The organism is Bacillus sp. z14 (2026), assembly GCF_058313575.1.
In genome coordinates, this window is sequence record NZ_JBZFQK010000012.1 from 19,093 (window position 1) to 38,067 (window position 18,975).

The 18,975-nt window shown below is 40.0% G+C and carries 13 protein-coding genes; all 13 read right to left on the reverse strand.

Going from position 1 to position 18,975, the window contains the following annotated elements:
• Positions 1-30: 30 nt before the first annotated feature.
• Positions 31-1,620: a malate synthase A gene (aceB, locus tag AC4G3O_RS19015; protein WP_491136584.1), complete on the reverse strand. Its 1,590-nt coding sequence runs from the start codon at positions 1,618-1,620 to the stop codon at positions 31-33.
• A gap of 598 nt (positions 1,621-2,218) precedes the next feature.
• A complete protein-coding gene (pruA, locus tag AC4G3O_RS19020; protein ID WP_066108479.1) occupies positions 2,219-3,766 on the reverse strand; it encodes an L-glutamate gamma-semialdehyde dehydrogenase in 1,548 nt (515 codons plus the stop codon).
• Between the two features lie 154 nt (positions 3,767-3,920).
• Positions 3,921-5,099 (reverse strand): CamS family sex pheromone protein, encoded by a 1,179-nt coding sequence (locus tag AC4G3O_RS19025; RefSeq protein WP_066108482.1) that lies wholly within the window; start codon positions 5,097-5,099, stop codon positions 3,921-3,923.
• Between the two features lie 10 nt (positions 5,100-5,109).
• Positions 5,110-7,125 (reverse strand): NAD-dependent DNA ligase LigA, encoded by a 2,016-nt coding sequence (gene ligA / locus AC4G3O_RS19030; protein ID WP_491136585.1) that lies wholly within the window; start codon positions 7,123-7,125, stop codon positions 5,110-5,112.
• Positions 7,126-7,162: 37 nt separating this feature from the next.
• Positions 7,163-9,436 carry a DNA helicase PcrA gene (gene pcrA, locus AC4G3O_RS19035; RefSeq protein ID WP_066108490.1) on the reverse strand — a complete coding sequence of 758 codons (2,274 nt, stop codon included), beginning with the start codon at positions 9,434-9,436 and terminating at the stop codon, positions 7,163-7,165.
• A gap of 64 nt (positions 9,437-9,500) precedes the next feature.
• The gene (gene pcrB, locus AC4G3O_RS19040; RefSeq protein WP_066108493.1) at positions 9,501-10,193 is read right to left on the reverse strand and encodes a heptaprenylglyceryl phosphate synthase; all 693 of its coding nucleotides are present in this window, start codon (positions 10,191-10,193) and stop codon (positions 9,501-9,503) included.
• Positions 10,194-10,432: 239 nt separating this feature from the next.
• Complete coding sequence (locus tag AC4G3O_RS19045) at positions 10,433-10,732, reverse strand: YerC/YecD family TrpR-related protein (RefSeq protein ID WP_066108496.1); 300 nt, start codon at positions 10,730-10,732, stop codon at positions 10,433-10,435.
• A gap of 15 nt (positions 10,733-10,747) precedes the next feature.
• A complete protein-coding gene (locus AC4G3O_RS19050; protein ID WP_148631360.1) occupies positions 10,748-11,779 on the reverse strand; it encodes a DUF3048 domain-containing protein in 1,032 nt (343 codons plus the stop codon).
• A 70-nt stretch (positions 11,780-11,849) separates the two neighbouring features.
• Complete coding sequence (locus AC4G3O_RS19055) at positions 11,850-13,595, reverse strand: adenine deaminase C-terminal domain-containing protein (protein WP_066108501.1); 1,746 nt, start codon at positions 13,593-13,595, stop codon at positions 11,850-11,852.
• 851 nt (positions 13,596-14,446) lie between these two features.
• A complete protein-coding gene (purD, locus tag AC4G3O_RS19060; protein WP_139892772.1) occupies positions 14,447-15,718 on the reverse strand; it encodes a phosphoribosylamine--glycine ligase in 1,272 nt (423 codons plus the stop codon).
• Between the two features lie 19 nt (positions 15,719-15,737).
• Positions 15,738-17,270 (reverse strand): bifunctional phosphoribosylaminoimidazolecarboxamide formyltransferase/IMP cyclohydrolase, encoded by a 1,533-nt coding sequence (gene purH / locus AC4G3O_RS19065; protein WP_066108505.1) that lies wholly within the window; start codon positions 17,268-17,270, stop codon positions 15,738-15,740.
• Complete coding sequence (purN, locus tag AC4G3O_RS19070; RefSeq protein ID WP_066108508.1) at positions 17,267-17,848, reverse strand: phosphoribosylglycinamide formyltransferase; 582 nt, start codon at positions 17,846-17,848, stop codon at positions 17,267-17,269. The genes purH and purN overlap by 4 nt, the downstream gene beginning before the upstream one ends.
• A gap of 68 nt (positions 17,849-17,916) precedes the next feature.
• Positions 17,917-18,942 (reverse strand): phosphoribosylformylglycinamidine cyclo-ligase, encoded by a 1,026-nt coding sequence (gene purM / locus AC4G3O_RS19075; RefSeq protein WP_148631358.1) that lies wholly within the window; start codon positions 18,940-18,942, stop codon positions 17,917-17,919.
• Positions 18,943-18,975: the final 33 nt, after the last annotated feature.

The window sequence follows — 18,975 nt, forward strand, 5'->3', positions numbered from 1 at the left end:
CTCCTTTTATATGAAACCTAATGATTTGTTTTATAGAATTTCGTAGGCAGGTAAAGTCAAGAAGTCATAATACTCATCACTGATAATCAATTTATCAAAAAGCTCTGCTGCTTCGGTGAAACGCCCATTCTCAAAACGTTCTTCACCAAGATCCTGTTTAATCTTTTGCAGCTCTTCTTCTTTTAATGTTTTGTACATCTCCATATCAATCTTGCGTCCATCATCCAATACACCTTTAGGATGACGTAACCATTGCCACACTTGAGCTCGGGAGATTTCAGCAGTAGCTGCATCCTCCATCAGATTATTAATCGGTGCTGCACCTCTTCCATTAAGCCAGGATTCTATATATTGAATTCCAACATTAATATTAGTCCGAACACCTTGCTCTGTGATGGAGCCCTCTGGCACCTCGAGGAGATCAGTTGCTGTAACCTGAACATCGTCACGCTTTTTATCGATTTGATTCGGCTTCGGCATATAGTGGTCAAATACTTCCTTTGCCACTGGTACAAGAGCAGGATGGGCGACCCATGTTCCATCATGGCCATTTTTCGCTTCGCGTTCCTTATCAGCCTTTACCTTGGCAAAGGCCTCTTCATTTGCTTTTTCATCATTTTTAACCGGGATTTGTGCAGCCATGCCGCCAATAGCTGGTGCATTCCGTTTATGGCAGGTTTTAATGGCCAACTGGGAATAGGCAGACATGAATGGCACAGCCATTGTGACAACAGATCGATCCGGTAGAATGATAGAATCATGGTTTCTGAATTTCTTCAGATAGCTGAAAATATAATCCCATCTTCCACAGTTTAAACCGGCTGAATGATCCTTCAATTCATACAGAATTTCATCCATTTCAAATGCTGCAAGGATGGTTTCAATGAGGACAGTTGCTTTAATGGAACCTTGTGGAATACCTAGGTGATTTTGTGCATAAACGAAGACGTCATTCCATAAGCGTGCTTCCAGATGACTCTCTATTTTAGGCAAGTAAAAGTAGGGACCGCTTCCATTTTCGAGTAAGGTCTTTGCATTATGGAAGAAGTAAAGTCCAAAGTCAAAAAGTCCACCGGAGATCGGCTGTCCTTCCAACGTGACATTTTTTTCTTCCAAATGAAAACCTCTTGGTCGAATGATGGGAACAGCAGTTTCGTCATTTAATTTATATTTTTTACCGTTTGGATTTTCAAAAGTAATTGTACGGTTTACAGCATCGCGGAGATTAATATGGCCTTCAATATTGTTTTTCCATGTTGGGGAGTTGGCGTCTTCAAAATCAGCCATAAAGCATTTAGCGCCTGAATTTAAAGCATTAATCACCATTTTCCGATCTACAGGTCCTGTAATTTCAACTCTTCTATCCTGCAGGTCCTGTGGTAAAGGTGCAATTGTCCAATCACCTTCACGAACACTTTTTGTCTCCGGCAAAAAGTCTGGAAGTTTACCATTATCAATTTCTTCTTGGCGCTTGGTACGCTGCTCAAGCAATTCCTTTCGCCTTGATCCAAAGTGCCTTTCCAGATTCTCAATGAATTCAAGAGCTTCCGGAGTCAATATCTCATCAAAACCATTCTCCATTTTTCCAAGAATATTGATTCCATTCGTTTGTACTGCCATGTAAGACATTCACTTCCTTTACCTGTATGTTTTGTTATAAAACAGAAAAATTATTATATTTTGTATTATATAACAGTTTGTGGTTTTTGCAAACTATTTTGCAGTAAAATTTTGCATATTTTATAAAATAGGGTAAAACATCTCACAAACTAAGGAGAAATGTAATATTTAGAGATTACAGGTATAGTATGAATTTCATAGACAATAACCATTTTGATATTCTTAACTTTATCTTGAACACAAGACGACTGATTGATAATCTCGCTCAATCAAAGTAACAATCGCTAAAAAACTATGATTATCACTCATTAGGATCTATTTCCGCTCAATAAAAACCTATTCGCTCATAAATTTCTGTTTCCGCTCAATTCCTACCAAAATCCGCCCAATAAAGTGCTCTTTCGCTCATTTCTCCATTAAAAGTCTTAGTTTTCTTACCCAAGAAACTCAAAAGCTTATTATTTTTGATAGTTTGCTTAAAAAATTTGATTTCCCCCTCAATCAAATTTTTTATGTTAATAGACTCTTATTCCCCCTGTTAATAAAAAAGATCCCCACCGAAAACAATCGGAGAGGAGCTTTAATATAGCCATATATATTAATAGGTTTCAGATGTAGTTTTAGCTTGCATATGCAATGTTAAGTAGTCAGGACCGCCTGCTTTTGAATCCGTACCGGACATATTGAAGCCGCCAAATGGTTGGTAGCCGACTATCGCACCTGTACAGCCTCTATTAAAGTATAGGTTTCCAACATGGAAATCTTCACGGGCTTTTTCTTGGTGTGCACGATTTCTAGTAATTACAGCGCCTGTCAATCCGTAATCTGTATTATTAGCTATTTCAATTGCTTCATCAAAGTTACGGGCTTTGCTGAATGCTACAACAGGACCGAAGATTTCTTCTTTCATAATTCGAGCATCAGGTGCCAAATCGGCTATAATGGTCGGTTGAACAAAGAATCCTTTGGAATCATCCGATTCTCCGCCTGTCATGAGGCGACCCTCATTTTTGCCAATCTCAATGTACTCGGTTATTTTCTTGAATGCAGAAGCATCCACGACTGGTCCCATAAATGTAGCAGAATCGGTCGGATCTCCTACAGTCAATTCTTTTGTCAATTCAATCGCTCTGTCCAGTACTCTATCATACACATCTTCTACAATAACAGCTCTTGAACAAGCAGAGCATTTTTGTCCGGCAAATCCAAACGCTGACGCAACGATTGACTTGGCAGCCAATTCAAGATCAGCATCTGAATCTACGACAATTGTATCTTTACCGCCCATTTCAGCGATAACACGCTTCAGCCAAATTTGGCCTTCCTGTACCTTAGAAGCTCTCTCGTAAATCCTGGTTCCAACTTCACGGGAACCTGTGAAGCTGACAAAACGAGTTTGCGGATGATCAACAAGATAGTCTCCCACTTCACTTCCATTTCCAGGTACAAAGTTAATAACGCCTGCAGGAAGACCGGCCTCTTCCATAACCTCTACGAACTTAGCAGCCACGACCGGTGTTGTGGAAGCTGGTTTTAGCAATACTGTATTACCCGTAACAACAGCTGCTACGCATGTACCGGCCATAATCGCAAATGGGAAGTTCCATGGGGAAATAATAATTCCCACTCCCAGTGGTATGTAGTCATATCTATTATATTCATTAGGACGGCTTTGTACCGGCTGCCCATTCTTTAATTTCAACATTTGTCTAGCATAGTACTCAAGGAAATCAATTGCTTCAGCTGTATCCGCATCCGCTTCAACCCATGGTTTTCCCGCTTCTCTTACCATAATGGCAGAAAATTCATGCTTTCTGCGGCGAATAATGGCAGCTGCTTTAAATAAAACATCTGCACGCACTTCAGGTTTCGTTTTACTCCAAGTCTTGTAAGCTTTTAGTGCCTCCTGCATTGCCTTTTCTGCTAAATCTTTATTTGCCTTGGAAACGCGGCCTACTACTACTTTTTTATCTGATGGGCTAATGGAAACAATTTTATCATCTGTAGATACTCTTTCTCCACCGATAATCAAATCATAGTCCTTGCCAAGATAGCTATCTACTAATCCCAAAGCATCCTCAAACGCTTTTTTGTTTTCGCTTACAGAAAAATCAGTAAGTGGTTCGTGCTTATATGCTTGTACCATTTGATTCCCTCCCTATATTTCTGTAGTAACCCCTTTTTATTCTACTCTATTGGAAGCTTGTAAGTCATCTAATATAGTTTATATTCAAAATCTTCACAAGAAACTAACTACATATCTATATCCACAAAAAAGCTACCACAATGGGTAGCTCTGTTTATTCATTATATATATACACATCTGGTTCTTTGGAATTTGCCTTTTTCACAATGAGTGATTCCTGTCCATTGGAAGATGCAATTTTTGTCTCCACCGATAAATATTCAGGGAAACTCGATTTCACCAATCCAGCCACATATTGTGTAAATCCAATAACCTCTGTTTTTCCGTAAAACTGCATATCTATGGAGATGGTCAGCTTTTGCAATTCTTTATTCACATAAAAGGCTTTTCCAATTACTCCATTAAAATTAGGGAAGTATTCTTCAACATCCTGCTTAAAATTAGCAAAGGTCGTTGCATCATCACGGAAATCCTTTGTTGCTTTATTGGATGGGAACAAATAATACTCTTCTTGTACGTTTGTCCATTTGGAAATCTTATTACTTTTCTCTCCTACTTTTGTATAAGAAATAAAATTCCCAGGCACAACCGCATCCTTGCTTCCTTGTTCAAATAAAGCAACCATAATCGGAACGGTTTCTCCGCCTTCCATTGTTCTAATTCGTTTCACAACTTCAGCTGCAATTTTTTGACCTTCTTCAAGCAGTTTATCTTCTTCAATTTTTATTTCGTACGTTTCCCCATACTTTTCCTTTTGATAATAAAATACTGAATTCAAGGCAAGCCCTATCGAAATGCCGCCCAACTCAACTTTATTATCATCTGTTTTGATCAGATAATCATGCTCTAAAATATGGGCAAGATATTCTGGATTTTTCTCATATCTTTCCTCAATATCACCCTTCCCATCATCTAAAGGGTTTAAGCCGACGTTGTCCTCAGCAGTCAGTTTGTTCTCTTTCAACTGCCCTTTTGTATATTTACGATTCAGCCAGCTTTTAATCGTTTTCGTGTCCAATAACTGACCTTCTCTAAAAATATATTCCTCCGTTGAGAATGGGTCATGAGACAATCTCATCAGCCCTGTTTCAAACTCTTCCAAATCAAGTCGCGTATTAATGTTTGAAACCACAAGACCTCTGGAACTGCTTATCTGATAAGGCAGCATCGTTTGATAATAATTGTCGGAGATTTGATATTCGGGAATAATGGAAGACTCTTTCTTGGAATCTTTCTCGGTATTATCCTCTACTACCTCATCCTTATCAAATTGTGGTGCGCAGCCTACAAGCATAAGTGCCAGTACCATGGTTATTGCTATCAAACGCTTCATCCCTACACCTCTATCCCTGCTTGCCCAGTTCTTCCAGTAAATTGCTTTCATCCCATATTTCAATTCCTAAATCCTGGGCTTTTTTTAATTTTGATCCGGCATCTTCTCCGGCTATTACTAAGTCTGTCTTTTTACTTACGCTACCTGTTACCGTTCCACCTAAAGCTTCAATCAACTCTTTTGCTTCAGTTCGTCCGTACTTTTCCATCTTTCCTGTAAGTACGATGGTTTTTCCAGAAAAATAACTATCTGTAGCCTCAGCTATATTTTTCTTTTTACCTTTATAGAGCATATTAACCCCAGCATTTTTTAATTCATTGATCAATTGCTGGCATTCTTCCTGATTAAAATAAGTCACAACCGCATCAGCCATTTTGTCCCCAATTTCATTGATAGCTGTCAATTCAGCTACATTTGCAGACATTAGACGACCCATGTCTTCAAATTCTTCTGCGAGAATTCTGGCAGCCTTAGCACCAACATGACGGATTCCCAGTCCAAATAAAAGACGCTCCAACGAGTTGCTCTTAGAAGCTTCAATAGCGTTCAAAAGATTGTTCGCTGATTTATCTCCCATACGCTCCAAATTGATCAGCTGGTCATATGTCAATTTATATATGTCCGCTACATCCTTAATTAACGATTCATCGAATAATTGAATGATAACTTTTTCACCCAGGCCATCAATATTCATGGCATTTCGTGAAACAAAGTGAATCATCCCCTCTTTAATCTGGGCTGGACACTTTGGATTGATGCAGCGCAGAGCTACCTCTCCTTCCAAACGAACAAGCTCACTACCGCAATCAGGGCAATGCGTTGGCATATGAAATTCCTTTTCTTCCCCTGTTCGCTTTTCAAACAAGACATTGACTACCTCTGGAATAATATCTCCAGCTTTTTTCACGACAACATGGTCTCCAAGACGAATATCTTTTTCACGGATTAGGTCCTCATTATGAAGTGAAGCTCGTTTAACTGTTGTACCTGCTACTCTTACTGGGTCCAATAAGGCGGTTGGCGTAATAACGCCTGTACGTCCGACAGTCAATTCAATATCGCGAAGAATAGTGATGACTTCCTCTGCAGGGAATTTATAAGCAATCGCCCATCTTGGACTTTTTGCAGTATATCCTAATTCCTCTTGCTGAGAAAGTGAATCGACTTTGATGACGATTCCATCAATATCATAATCAAGCTCAGGCCTTTTGGCTGACCATTCCTCAATATACTCTAATACATCTTCAATCGTAGCACATCTTCTGCGATGCGGATTGGTTTTCAGTCCTAATTTTTGAAGAAAGTCAAGTCCTTCTCCATGGGATTCAACACCCGTTTCTCCTGTTTCACCAATCCCATAAAGGAAAATATCCAAATTTCGCGAAGCAGCTATGCGCGGATCAAGCTGACGCAAGGATCCTGCTGCTGCATTTCGTGGATTGGCAAATGGTTCTTCCCCATTTTCTTCCTTCTTTGCATTTAAGGAAACAAACGATTTCTTTGGCATATATGCCTCACCGCGTACTTCAAATGTAACTGGTTCATTCAATCGGAGTGGGATGGAACGAATGGTTTTAAGATTAGCCGTAATATCCTCACCAATTGTTCCATTTCCTCTTGTAGCTCCTTTAACAAACAGTCCTTCTTCATAACGCAGGGAAACCGCCAATCCATCTATTTTTAATTCACATATATAAGAATAACGGTCTGTACCAAGTCCTGAATTTACTCGGCGGTCAAAATCACGCAAATCACTTTCGTTAAAGGCGTTACCAAGACTTAGCATCGGTGTAATATGTTCCACTTTTGCAAACGTATCGAGAACTTGTCCACCAACTCTTTGAGTAGGTGAATCCGGAGTTTGCAGTTCCGGATATAGACCCTCTAATTCCACCAACTCTTTGTATGTTTGATCATATACAGAATCAGGAACTGATGGCTGGTCGAGAACATAATATTCATATCCATATTGGTTTAATAGTGATTGAAGCTCAGCCACTCGTTTTTGCGCTTCTTTTATATCCATATTTTCAGCCCTCTCTACTCAATGTTTCTCTTGCGGACTATTGTTTTGTGATTGGTGCAAATTTGGCAAGGAGTCGTTTGATGCCCATAGATGGGAATGCAATATCCAGCTCCAGACCGTCTCCGCTTCCTTTTACGCTGACAACTGTACCTACGCCCCATTTACCATGGGCCGCTTTATCGCCAACCTGCCAGTCGAGTTTTTCTCCGCCGGACTCATTCATCATCGATCTTCCGACAGTTTTAGGTCTTGCTGCACCATTGATTCCTGAATTGTTAAGACCGGCACCATTTATACCCGTTCTAGTTCTTGTACCTGAACCTGAATGCATAAAGGAAGGTCTTGACTGCCTTTGCTCTTCAGGCGGATTTAACAGTTCAATTAAATCCTGTGGAATTTCTTTAATAAAGCGAGATACAGGGTTCAGATTAGTACGTCCATATAATGTACGCATCTGTGCATTCGTAATAAATAATTCACGTTCAGCCCGTGTGATCCCAACATAAGCAAGCCGTCGTTCTTCTTCCATTTCCGCTTCTTCCATTAAGGCACGGCTATGCGGGAAGACACCTTCTTCAAGTCCAATCAGGAATACAGCAGGGAATTCCAGCCCTTTTGCCGAGTGAAGTGTCATTAATACAACGCCATCTGTCACGGCTTCATCCTCATCCATACGGTCAATGTCCGCAACAAGAGCAAGGTCTGTTAAGAAGGCAACCAGGCTCTTATCATCACTGCCCTTTTCAAAGTTTTTCGTAACAGATAAGAACTCATCAATATTCTCTAGGCGTGTTTCTGCTTCAATCGTCTTCTCAATTTCCAACGACTTTCGATACCCTGATTTTTCAATGACTTCTTCTATTAATTCTGTAACAGACAGGAATTCCTGCATTTGCGTATAGTTTTTAATTAGGTCCCTGAATTCAGCAGCCCCATTATAAGCTTTACCGCTAAGTCCAATAAATTCAAGCTCCATCATAGCCTGATACATAGAAATATCATGATCGGCAGCATAATTAGCAATTTTATCAACTGAGCTTGCTCCAACTCCACGCTTTGGAACATTGATGACCCTGCGCAAGCTAATATCATCGTCCGGATTGGCAATGAGTCGCAGATAAGCAAGAATATCTTTAATCTCTTTACGATCATAGAACTTAATACCGCCAACAATCGTATATGGAATATTGGATTTAAGCAGAACTTCCTCCATTACCCTTGACTGAGCATTCGTACGGTACAAAATGGCAATATCAGATAGCTTCTTCCCTTGCTGTTCTGTCAGCTCTTTAATCTTTCCAGCAACGAACTGTGCTTCACCTTGTTCACTGTCCGCACGGTAATATGCCAACTTATTCCCTTCCAGGTTTTCTGTCCACAAATTCTTTTCCTTACGATTCAGGTTGTTGTTAATTACTCCATTGGCAGCCGCTAAAATCCGTTTTGAGGAGCGATAATTCTGCTCAAGCAAAATAACATTGGCATCAGGATAATCCTTTTCAAAGGAGAGAATGTTGGCAATATCAGCACCACGCCAGCGATAGATGGACTGATCGGAATCACCAACTACACATAGGTTTTTAAAACGCTGTGCCAATTTCTTTACAAGCATATATTGTGCACGGTTCGTATCCTGATACTCATCCACGTGAATATATTGAAACTTTCTTTGATAGAATTCCAGTACTTCCGGAACCTTATCAAAAAGTTCAAATGTCTTCATAATCAAATCATCAAAGTCCAATGCCTGATTTTTACGGAGTCGCTTCTGATACTCTGTATAAAGATCAGCTACTGTTTGCTCATAGTAATTGCCTGCACTGTTCGCAAATTCCTCATAGTTGATCAATTCATTTTTGGCAGAGGAAATGGACCCAAGAATCGTCTTAGGATCGAATTTCTTCGTATCAATATTCTTCTCTTTCATTATTTGCTTAATAACCGTTTGCTGATCACCTGGGTCAAGAATTGAGAAATTGCGATTCATACCAATTCGGTCAATATCACGGCGCAGGATTCGCACGCACATTGAGTGGAAAGTAGAAATCCAAATATCCTCTGCAGCGCCGCCTAGGATTCCCTGAATTCTTTCCTTCATTTCTCTTGCTGCCTTATTGGTAAACGTAATGGCAAGAATATTCCACGGTGCTACTTCTTTTTCTACAATTAGAAAGGCAATGCGGTGGGTAAGTACCTTTGTCTTCCCACTGCCCGCTCCGGCCATAATTAGCAAAGGTCCATCCGTAGCTTGTACAGCCTCTTTTTGTTTATTATTTAATCCCGTTAACAGTCGATCTGTTAAGAATTGCATTATGACACCACCCTAACGAACATTTGTTCTTATTATACTTCATCCAATGGCTTTAACGACAATTTTATTTATTCTTTTTGGCAGAATCTACTGTCAAGAGAGCCGTTTTTAAATCCTCATAGACGAGGTTTCCGACTACAATTACATCTGACAAGCTGGACATTTCCTCAGCTTTTTCGATGCTTGTAATCCCTCCGCCGTAGAATAGCGTTGTATTCATCAATGTATTTTTAACGGTCTTGACAAGTGCTGGATCCCCATACTTTCCGCTGTATTCCAAATAAAAAATAGGCAAATTTAATACTTTTTCTGCCACAAGAGCATAGGCTGCCGCATCTTCTTCCGTCAAATCGGTATTGGCATCCGTTAAATCTGCTGCCTTACAATCAGCATTCATGATGCAATATCCTTCCACATGCATTTCGTCCCAATTAATCATGTGGCCAAATTCTTTAATTGCTTCTTTATGCAAACCAAGAATCCAATCCGGATTCCTGCTATTTAAAACAGATGGTATAAAATACAAATCAAATCCCGGGGTTATGGATTCTATATTTGATACTTCAAGCACACAAGGCAATGTATAACGCCTAACGCGGGCCATTAAGTCCAGAACATTTTCTAGTGTAACACCATCTGTTCCTCCGACAATAATAGCATCCGTACCCGATTCACAAACCTTTTCGAGTGCTTCATCTGAAATTTCCTTATTAGGATCGAGTTTAAACACATGTTTCCACTCGCGAAAATCGTACATGCAAAACAGCCCCCATTCTAATTTCCATTTAACCATTATAGCATTCCTTTTAGAGTTCCCAAAGAGTTAGAAAATTCATATGCACAACTGTTATCTAACTGGTTATAAATATGTGTTCTACTCTGGTGCGCGCCTACTTAATTGAAAATTAGAGGATACGTTCATAGACAAAGGTGTACATATAAAAAAGCAAGCAACCGATGTGCATATTCCACGCGGTCTGCTTGCTTTTATTTATTTCAGGCATTATCTTCCTTTAATCTTCCAAGTGCCATTGAGTACGCATCATTCCCGTAATTCAAACAACGTTTAACCCTTGAAATAGTTGCAGTGCTTGCTCCGGTTTCAGTTTCAATCATATGATACGTTTTACCTTCTTCAAGCATTCGGGCAACCTCGAGGCGTTGGGCAAGAGATTGTATTTCATTCACCGTACATAAATCATCAAAGAAACGATAACATTCATCGAGATCTTTCAAGGATAATATCGCGTTGAATAATTGATCCAACTCTTTCCCTTTTAGTTTGTTAATTTGCATATATCCAGGTTCCTCCTAATCATTTGAGAGTTTGACACTATTATTTAAGCCCGGTTGATCCGGAATAATATTAATCCATGTTTTTCCCTGCACCAATTTTACTTCCGTTTCACCGGATACAGGTACAATTCGACCATCTTTACTTACCCATTGAATCTCCAGGCGTTTACCTTTTTGCAGTAAGTATGCATCTCCGCCCGCAGTTAAATCAATACTCCTGCGGCCTTTATCATCAATCACCTTATGAATAGCTTCCACAATAAGGATATTATCCAGTAGAACGGGATCTTTCGTATCTTGATCTTCCGTGCGTACTCCCGCTGTATGGCGTGTATACTTTTCACTCGCCGAATCATACTTATAGGTCACATCATAATCTAGAGATCCATAAGATAGAGCAGCAACTTTATAGTCATCACCGGAAATTAATCCTGTTTCATCGTCGGAAAAAAAGCTATACGGCGGGGTATTCTCTTCCATTGAATAACCTTCTTTTTGTGCACCCTCTAAGATATTTTCATAGGTGATATAGGAATTATGCGGCGCTTTTCGATCAGAAGATCGTTTGAAGAGTGTCCCGTCATGGTTAAGTCCGTTCAAGTGGTCTATATAATCAGATTGAATCAGCTTTTTCGCATCAGGACTCCAGCCATGAAAAATATACAGGCTTTCATATCCTTTGGCAAGCTCTATATAATAATCTCTCGCACTTCTAATTGGCCCAATGTTTTCGGGAAATTCGCTTTGGTAGATAGCCAAAAACCTAGTTATATTACTTTCAGCTAAAACCTCATATACGACATCTGCTTTAGATAGGCCAGACTGTGGTCTTGCTTTGGGATGATTATTGACCATAACCGATACAGCCCTGTGGTTGACCTCTTCGTCCGTTCCCACACCCGTTAACGGATACGTATTCACCGGCTTAGCAGCTACCTCTTCTTTATCAGTTTGAGGTTTATCAATAATGGTTTCTTCCTTATTCCCTGAACACCCTGCCAGAAGGACAAAAACTAAAGCCACCATGAACCCAGCTTTCCTCAACATGCCCTACACCCCTTAAAGTGAAATTAACCCACCATGATCTACCTTTTATTTTTCTCTATTCTTTATTATTTTAACGCATTATAGTCGGAAAGAGTACAGATTTATTCATAACGTCATATAATCCTGCCTGTGTTACCCTTATATAAGGTAAATGAGTAGAGGAAAAGAACAGTAAAGAATAAATCGGATCCTCGAATGGGTATCCCTTTTCAGTCAATATTTCTCGCAATCTAGTTTCTTCTTCTATTAAAATCGGGAGTTCTTGATTAGACATCATTCCTTGCAGCTCCAGAGGCATTTCGAACAATATTTCACCTTTCTCTGCAATCACAATTCCCCCACCGATTTCTTTCATTCGGTTAAAAGCCAGTCTCATATCTTTCTTACTTTTTCCAATCAACAATATATCCCCAGAGTTAGAAAAGGATGAAGCAAATCCATACAAACGGTTGGCAAACCCCTTTAATATCGTATTGATTCTGAATTTACCATCTCTTGTTAGGTACGTAAAAAAGCTCTCATCATGGTCTTCATCCAAAACTTCTCTTGAAATATCAATATGAATCGAATATGGCTTAGTGATGACGCTATTTTCCATATTGATGCCAAATGGCATTGAGTATTGGAAGTCGTAATCTGTAAGCTCCCAATCAAGCTCCAGAGGGCTAAGGCCAAAGTCTTTCCAGGCGATCGATGTTCGATTCGTTTCAACCTGTCTTCCATCCCTTTTCACCCACTGCCCTTTTGATAAAACAGAGTGAGGAGTAGGCTGATCCTTGGCAGACAGGAAGTTAATATTGGCTACTCGTCCTGTCGCAATATTTCCGTGTAAATAATCGATATTATAATAGCGGGCTATATTTAAGGAAGCCATATTATACGCATCAATAATAGGCACACCTTTTTCAATTGCTATCGAGATTAATTGATCCGTAAATCCATCTTTATAAAATCCAGGTGTTGAACCATCTGTATTAAAAAATAATCGATCATAGGAGTTCAATTCGTATTCTTTTAAATCATCCAAAATACGGGGTAAATCCGGACGAATGGATGAATGCCTCAAGGACACATCATATCCCTGCATCAGTCTGCGAATGACTTCTTCTCCTGTCATAGCCTCATGATCACAATCCGCACCAAGCAGCATTAATTTAGATAATGTTTTTTCAGAAGCGCCCGGGAAATGTCCTTCAATTTTCTTTCTCATTCTTTTTGCTTCCTGTATCCAGTGAAGCATCATGTCATCTCCATCAAGAAGACGCGGCCATCCTGTTAGCTCTCCAGCCTGCAGGACTCCATCGTGCTCAAGCCAGCTCTTTACATTAGAATGCGAGAATACCATCTCTTCATTTCTCAGCTCAGTTTGAGAATCCAATCTGGCCCACCAATACATGCTGATTGGAAGATGACGTAATTCCTTCAGCAGTGCAAACGCTTGTCTATTGTCCAAAAGAGTAAACAAAAGCATGTTATCATTGATTAAGGTGGTTGTTCCATATTGAGCAGCATGCATGCCAAGAGTAGCCGGATTATATAATTGATATGGATGGGCATGCGGTTCAATATAACCTGGTACCAGGTATTGATCCGTACAGTCTACAATCTCATACCCGTCCTGTATAACAGGCATGTTATCCCCGACATATACAATTCGATCTTCATAGATCCATATATTCGCCTTCATCCACTTTTTAAACACCTGATTCAAATACACGGCATTCGTTAAAACAAGAGTTGGCGCTACTTTACCATCTATCACATGAACATGCTCGCGCAGTTGTTTATTTTTCCATCTATATCGTTGTCCAAGCATAAAAATACCCCCTTCGCAAAACATCATTTCTTATATTTAAAAAAACGGAAGCATCGCCCTTCCATTTTTAAAATTAAAATGTAAGCCTTTTCAATATACTAACATATTTTTATTATTTAGAGCATTAAAGAATGAAATTAATTTGTAATTCTTTACATTTCAGCATTATTAAATAATTATAAGTATTTTTGGATATATGACTTTTACGTATAATCACATTAAAAAGTTCCCTTTAATAAAGGAAAAAGATTAGACAACCCCCAAATAGACTCTTCCCTTGCCCCTTTAAACTAAACCTGTAAAGCCGCATTATTTATTTTATCGCTCTCAAGATGCAGGGATACAAAAATGTATATGGATAGGAAGTATCCTATACTTCTTCAAAAAACATCATTTCTCTTTAAAAAATGATATCTTTTTAGTAATTTTTGTCGCAAAGAACAAGTTAATGATTTTTCTAGTCTAATATTTAAGAATATTATTGTTTTTTAAAGGTATATGAGCGAATTTATTAAACTATTGAGCGATTTTAAAAATAAATGAGCGAAAACAAAGATTATTGAGCGATTTTAGAGGATTTATGAGCGAATTTCAGAGAATAGAGCGAATTATACTGTGATTGAGCGATATTAATAGATTTTACGCGAATTCCCTTCTGATTTGTTGAAGTTTGTTTGAAGCGATTTAAAATTTATCTTATTACTAAACATAAAGTGATTGGATCACTTTTTGCCAACGTTAACCATGCTCCTCTGCATACCTTTTTGGCATATGAAAAAGGCCGACCTCTTCAGGTCGACCAGTAGCCAATTTAATGTTCCTTGCATTACTAACTAGCTAATAAACAGCCTCTAACCGTTATATTTTTCAATAGCACGCTCTCCAATATCATGGCGATAATAGAGACCATTACATTGAATTCCCTCTAGCTCCCGATAAGCCTTTTTCTGGGCAATCTCCAGTGTTTTACCGAGTGCAGTTAGTAAGAGGACTCTTCCTCCATTTGTCAAAAACTCACCCAGTTCATTTTTATTTGTCCCTGCGTGATAAATATGTGTATCGATATCAACATACTTTAAGCCTTTTATAATACTGCCATTTTCATACTCACCTGGGTAGCCATTAGCTGCCATGACGACTCCAAGGGCGCTTTCTTCAGACCATTCCAAATCCATATCGACAGAATTCAGAACGTTTTCAACCACATCCATAAAATCTGACTTTAACCTTGGTAGGATGACCTGTGTTTCCGGGTCACCAAATCGGGCATTAAACTCAATCACCTTTGGACCCTCAGCAGTAGCGATTAATCCGGCATAAAGGACCCCGGTGAATGATTTACCCTCTTTCACCATTGCCTTTGCTGTCGGTATCAGAATTTTCGCTAACGCCTGGCTAACCATGTCTTGACTGATGTGCGGAACAGGAGAGTAAGCTCCCATTCCACCTGTGTTCGGACCTTTATCACCATCAAAAGCACGTTTATGATCCTGAGCAATTTCCATCGGATAGACCTTTTCTCCATTTACAAAAGCCATAAAGGAGAACTCCTCCCCAATCAAAAATTCCTCAATCACAACTTTTTTAGAAGACTCTCCAAACCTTTGATTGAGCAGCATTTCTTTCAAGGCACTGAGCGCATCCCCTTCCGTCATTGCGACGACTACACCCTTGCCTGCTGCAAGACCATCCGCCTTAATAACAATTGGTGCACCCTTTTTCTTTACATATTGGACTGCCTTTTCATAATCCGTAAATGTTTCATATTCTGCTGTAGGAATATCATATTTTTTCAGCAAATCCTTCGTAAAAGACTTACTTCCTTCTATTATGGCGGCAGCTTTGGTGGGTCCGAATACGATTAGGTCATGGTCCAGAAATTCATCTACAATTCCGTTCACTAAAGGAGTTTCCGGACCTATAAATGTTAGTTCTATTTCATTTTCTTTCGCAAAATCAACTAATCTGGTATGATCTATCTCCTGGATATCCACAATCTCAGCAACATCTGCCATTCCGGGATTGCCTGGTGCTACAAATACTTTTGTAACGCGCTTGCTCTCAGCAAATTTTCTGGCCAATGCATGTTCGCGACCTCCACGCCCTATAACAAGTACTTTCATCATCTCGTGTCTCTCCCTCTTAATGTTTGAAATGCCGTACTCCGGTAGTAACCATCGCAATACCATACTCATCTGCTTTTTTTATAGAGTCCTCATCTCGCTTTGATCCGCCTGGCTGAATGATAGCGGTAATCCCGGCTCTGGCCGCGGCTTCCACTGTGTCATCCATTGGAAAGAATGCATCTGATGCGATAATGGCGCCTCTCGCTTTTTCACCAGCCTGTTCTAAGGCAATCTTCGCAGCGCCGATACGATTCATTTGACCAGCACCTACTCCCAGTGTCATTTGCTCATCTGTTACGATGATTGCATTTGATTTAACATGCTTTACGAGTTTCCATCCAAATTGAAGAGCTTTCCATTCAGCTTCAGTAGGTTCTCTTTTTGTAACAACCTGAAGCTCTGCATCCTGTATAGTTGCCTCATCTGACTCTTGGACAAGTAAACCGCCTGTAATGGAAGATAGTTTTTTCTCCCTTTTCTCTCTTCCCTCAAATTGAATAGTAAGTAAGCGAATATTTTTCTTAGATGTTAAGACCTCTAATGCCTCGTCAGTAAATGATGGGGCAATCACAATTTCCAAGAAAATTTCATGAAGCAGTTTCGCCGTTTCAGCATCTACTTCCCGATTTAACGCAACAATACCGCCAAAGATAGATGTAGGATCCGCTTCATATGCCTTTTGGAATGCTTCATAAATAGTGTCTCCAGTTCCTGCGCCGCAAGGATTCATATGCTTCACAGCAACAGCAGCCGGCTGTTCAAATTCCTTCACGATTTGCAGGGCAGCATCTGCATCATTGATATTGTTATAGGATAATTCCTTACCATGCAGCTGCCTGGCTGCTGCAATTGAAAAAGTAGAGCCAAGTGGTTTTGCATAAAACGCAGCTTTTTGATGAGGGTTTTCACCGTAGCGAAGTGGTTGCTTTAACGTGTATGTAACAGTATAGTTTTCAGGCTGATCCTCTTCTGCCAAATTTGTCATGTATTCAGCAATCAGGGCATCATAAGCCGCTGTATGGCGAAAAACCTTTGCCGCCAGCTTTCTTCTATCCAATAAGGAAAGTTCTCCATTACGGAAACCATTAAGTACTTTTCCATAGTCAGCAGGATCCACCACAACTGCTACAGACTCATGGTTTTTAGCAGAGGCCCTCAGCATTGCAGGACCGCCAATATCAATATTCTCGATTGCCTCTTCAACTGTCACGCCTGGTTTAGCAATCGTTTCTTGGAATGGATAAAGGTTCACACAAACTAGCTGAATAGGAGCAATCCCTTGTTCTTCAAGCTGAGCCATATGGGATTCATCGTTTTGTTTTCCAAGGAGACCCCCATGAATATAGGGATGTAAAGTTTTTACGCGCCCATCCATTATTTCCGGAAAACCTGTCACGTCACTGACGCTGATAACTGGAATACCATGATCCGACAATGTTTTTTTGGTTCCACCTGTGGAAATAATCTCAAAGCCCAGCTCCGTAACTCCTTTGGCGAATTCTACAATCCCCTCTTTGTTTGATACACTGATCAATGCCCGCTTTTTCATACTTTCTCCTCCTGTTCGTTGCTTAACTGCTCTATAATGCGTGGATATAGGTTATGCTCTACCTGCTGAATTTTCCTGTGGATCTCCTCCACGCTCTCCCCTTTATGTATCGAGACGGCTCTCTGTGCAATAATCGGTCCCGTATCCATGCCTTCATCTACATAATGAACCGTAACCCCCGTCACTTCGACGCCTGCTTCTATCGCCTGCAAAACGGCATTTTTTCCTGGAAAGGCTGGCAATAAAGAAGGATGAATATTAATAATGTGATTAGGATAGGCCCTTAACAGCACTGAGCCAATTAATCGCATATAGCCTGCCAAAATAATCATCTCGACTTCTTTCGCCTGCAACTCCTGTAAAATTTGCTGTTCATAATCCTCTTTCAAAGGAAAATCCTTTGGAGAAAAGGATAATACCGGAATATTTAACTTTTCCGCCCTATCTATACAGTAAGCACCTGGATGATCACAAATCAGCAATTCTATTGAGGCATACAATTTTCCTTTTTCCACCGCTTCTGCTATCGCTTGAAAGTTACTGCCATTACCTGATGCAAATATAGCAATTTTTTTCATAGCTTCTCCCTTAGTCTTATATGATTTCAACTTAATAAGCTACTAAATTGTCTTTGCCTTTTTGTAAATCAACGGAAATGCACGCCTTCTTTTTGAATCACCCGACCGATTCTTTTTGCGTCTTCCCCCAATTGATTCAGGGTACCAATTAGCTCACTCGCTTTTTCAGCCTGTACAGCTAGAACCATGCCAATCCCCATATTAAAAATCGAATACATGTCATCCTCTTCAAGTGATCCTTTATCCTTTATAAGGTTGAAAATCGGATTAATTTCCCATGTTCCTTTTTTAATTTCCGCCCCAAATCCATCCGGAAGCATGCGCGGTATATTTTCGATAAATCCTCCTCCGGTAATGTGGGCGATTCCATGAACTGAGCCGGACTTCAAAACTTCAAGGATGGGTTTTACATAAATCTTAGTTGGACGCAGTAATTCTTCTCCAAGCATACAATCCAACTCTTTGATAAATTGATCCAATTTCATTGACGATTCATCAAGTAATACCTTTCTCACTAGCGAAAACCCATTGCTATGAATCCCACTTGAAGGCAGCCCAATTAATACATCGCCATCTCGTACAAGGCTTCCATCAATCAGCTTCCTTTTTTCTGCCGCACCAACCGTAAAACCAGCCAGATCATATTCATCTACAGAATACATTCCAGGCATTTCAGCCGTTTCACCGCCAATTAAGGCACAGCCTGCCTGCTCACATCCATCCGCTATTCCTTTTACGATTGCCTCAATTTTTATCGGTTCTGCTTTTCCGCAAGCAATATAGTCAAGAAAATATAATGGTTCTGCACCTTGGGCAATAATATCATTTACACACATGGCAACGCAGTCAACACCAATTGTATCGTGCTTATCCATCATCATAGCGAGCAACAATTTAGTCCCGACTCCATCTGTTCCCGAAACGAGTACAGGCTCCTTAAGGGACAATGCCGACAAATCAAACATACCTCCGAACCCGCCCAAAGCACCGAGTACCTCTGGTCTTTGTGTACGGCTTACATGCTTTTTCATACGTGAGACGGATTCATAGCCTGCTTCAATATCCACTCCTGCACGTTTATATGCGTTCGCCAAAGTGACCATCCTTTCATACTTCCTGTCAATAAT

What these genes read in the sequence shown, in the direction of transcription:
- aceB (WP_491136584.1), bottom strand. Translation starts at nt 1,620, where the DNA reads ATGGCAGTACAAACGAATGGAATCAATATTCTTGGAAAAATGGAGAAT.
- pruA (WP_066108479.1), bottom strand. Translation starts at nt 3,766, where the DNA reads ATGGTACAAGCATATAAGCACGAACCACTTACTGATTTTTCTGTAAGC.
- AC4G3O_RS19025 (WP_066108482.1), bottom strand. Translation starts at nt 5,099, where the DNA reads ATGAAGCGTTTGATAGCAATAACCATGGTACTGGCACTTATGCTTGTA.
- ligA (WP_491136585.1), bottom strand. Translation starts at nt 7,125, where the DNA reads ATGGATATAAAAGAAGCGCAAAAACGAGTGGCTGAGCTTCAATCACTA.
- pcrA (WP_066108490.1), bottom strand. Translation starts at nt 9,436, where the DNA reads ATGCAATTCTTAACAGATCGACTGTTAACGGGATTAAATAATAAACAA.
- pcrB (WP_066108493.1), bottom strand. Translation starts at nt 10,193, where the DNA reads ATGTACGATTTTCGCGAGTGGAAACATGTGTTTAAACTCGATCCTAAT.
- AC4G3O_RS19045 (WP_066108496.1), bottom strand. Translation starts at nt 10,732, where the DNA reads ATGCAAATTAACAAACTAAAAGGGAAAGAGTTGGATCAATTATTCAAC.
- AC4G3O_RS19050 (WP_148631360.1), bottom strand. Translation starts at nt 11,779, where the DNA reads ATGTTGAGGAAAGCTGGGTTCATGGTGGCTTTAGTTTTTGTCCTTCTG.
- AC4G3O_RS19055 (WP_066108501.1), bottom strand. Translation starts at nt 13,595, where the DNA reads ATGCTTGGACAACGATATAGATGGAAAAATAAACAACTGCGCGAGCAT.
- purD (WP_139892772.1), bottom strand. Translation starts at nt 15,718, where the DNA reads ATGAAAGTACTTGTTATAGGGCGTGGAGGTCGCGAACATGCATTGGCC.
- purH (WP_066108505.1), bottom strand. Translation starts at nt 17,270, where the DNA reads ATGAAAAAGCGGGCATTGATCAGTGTATCAAACAAAGAGGGGATTGTA.
- purN (WP_066108508.1), bottom strand. Translation starts at nt 17,848, where the DNA reads ATGAAAAAAATTGCTATATTTGCATCAGGTAATGGCAGTAACTTTCAA.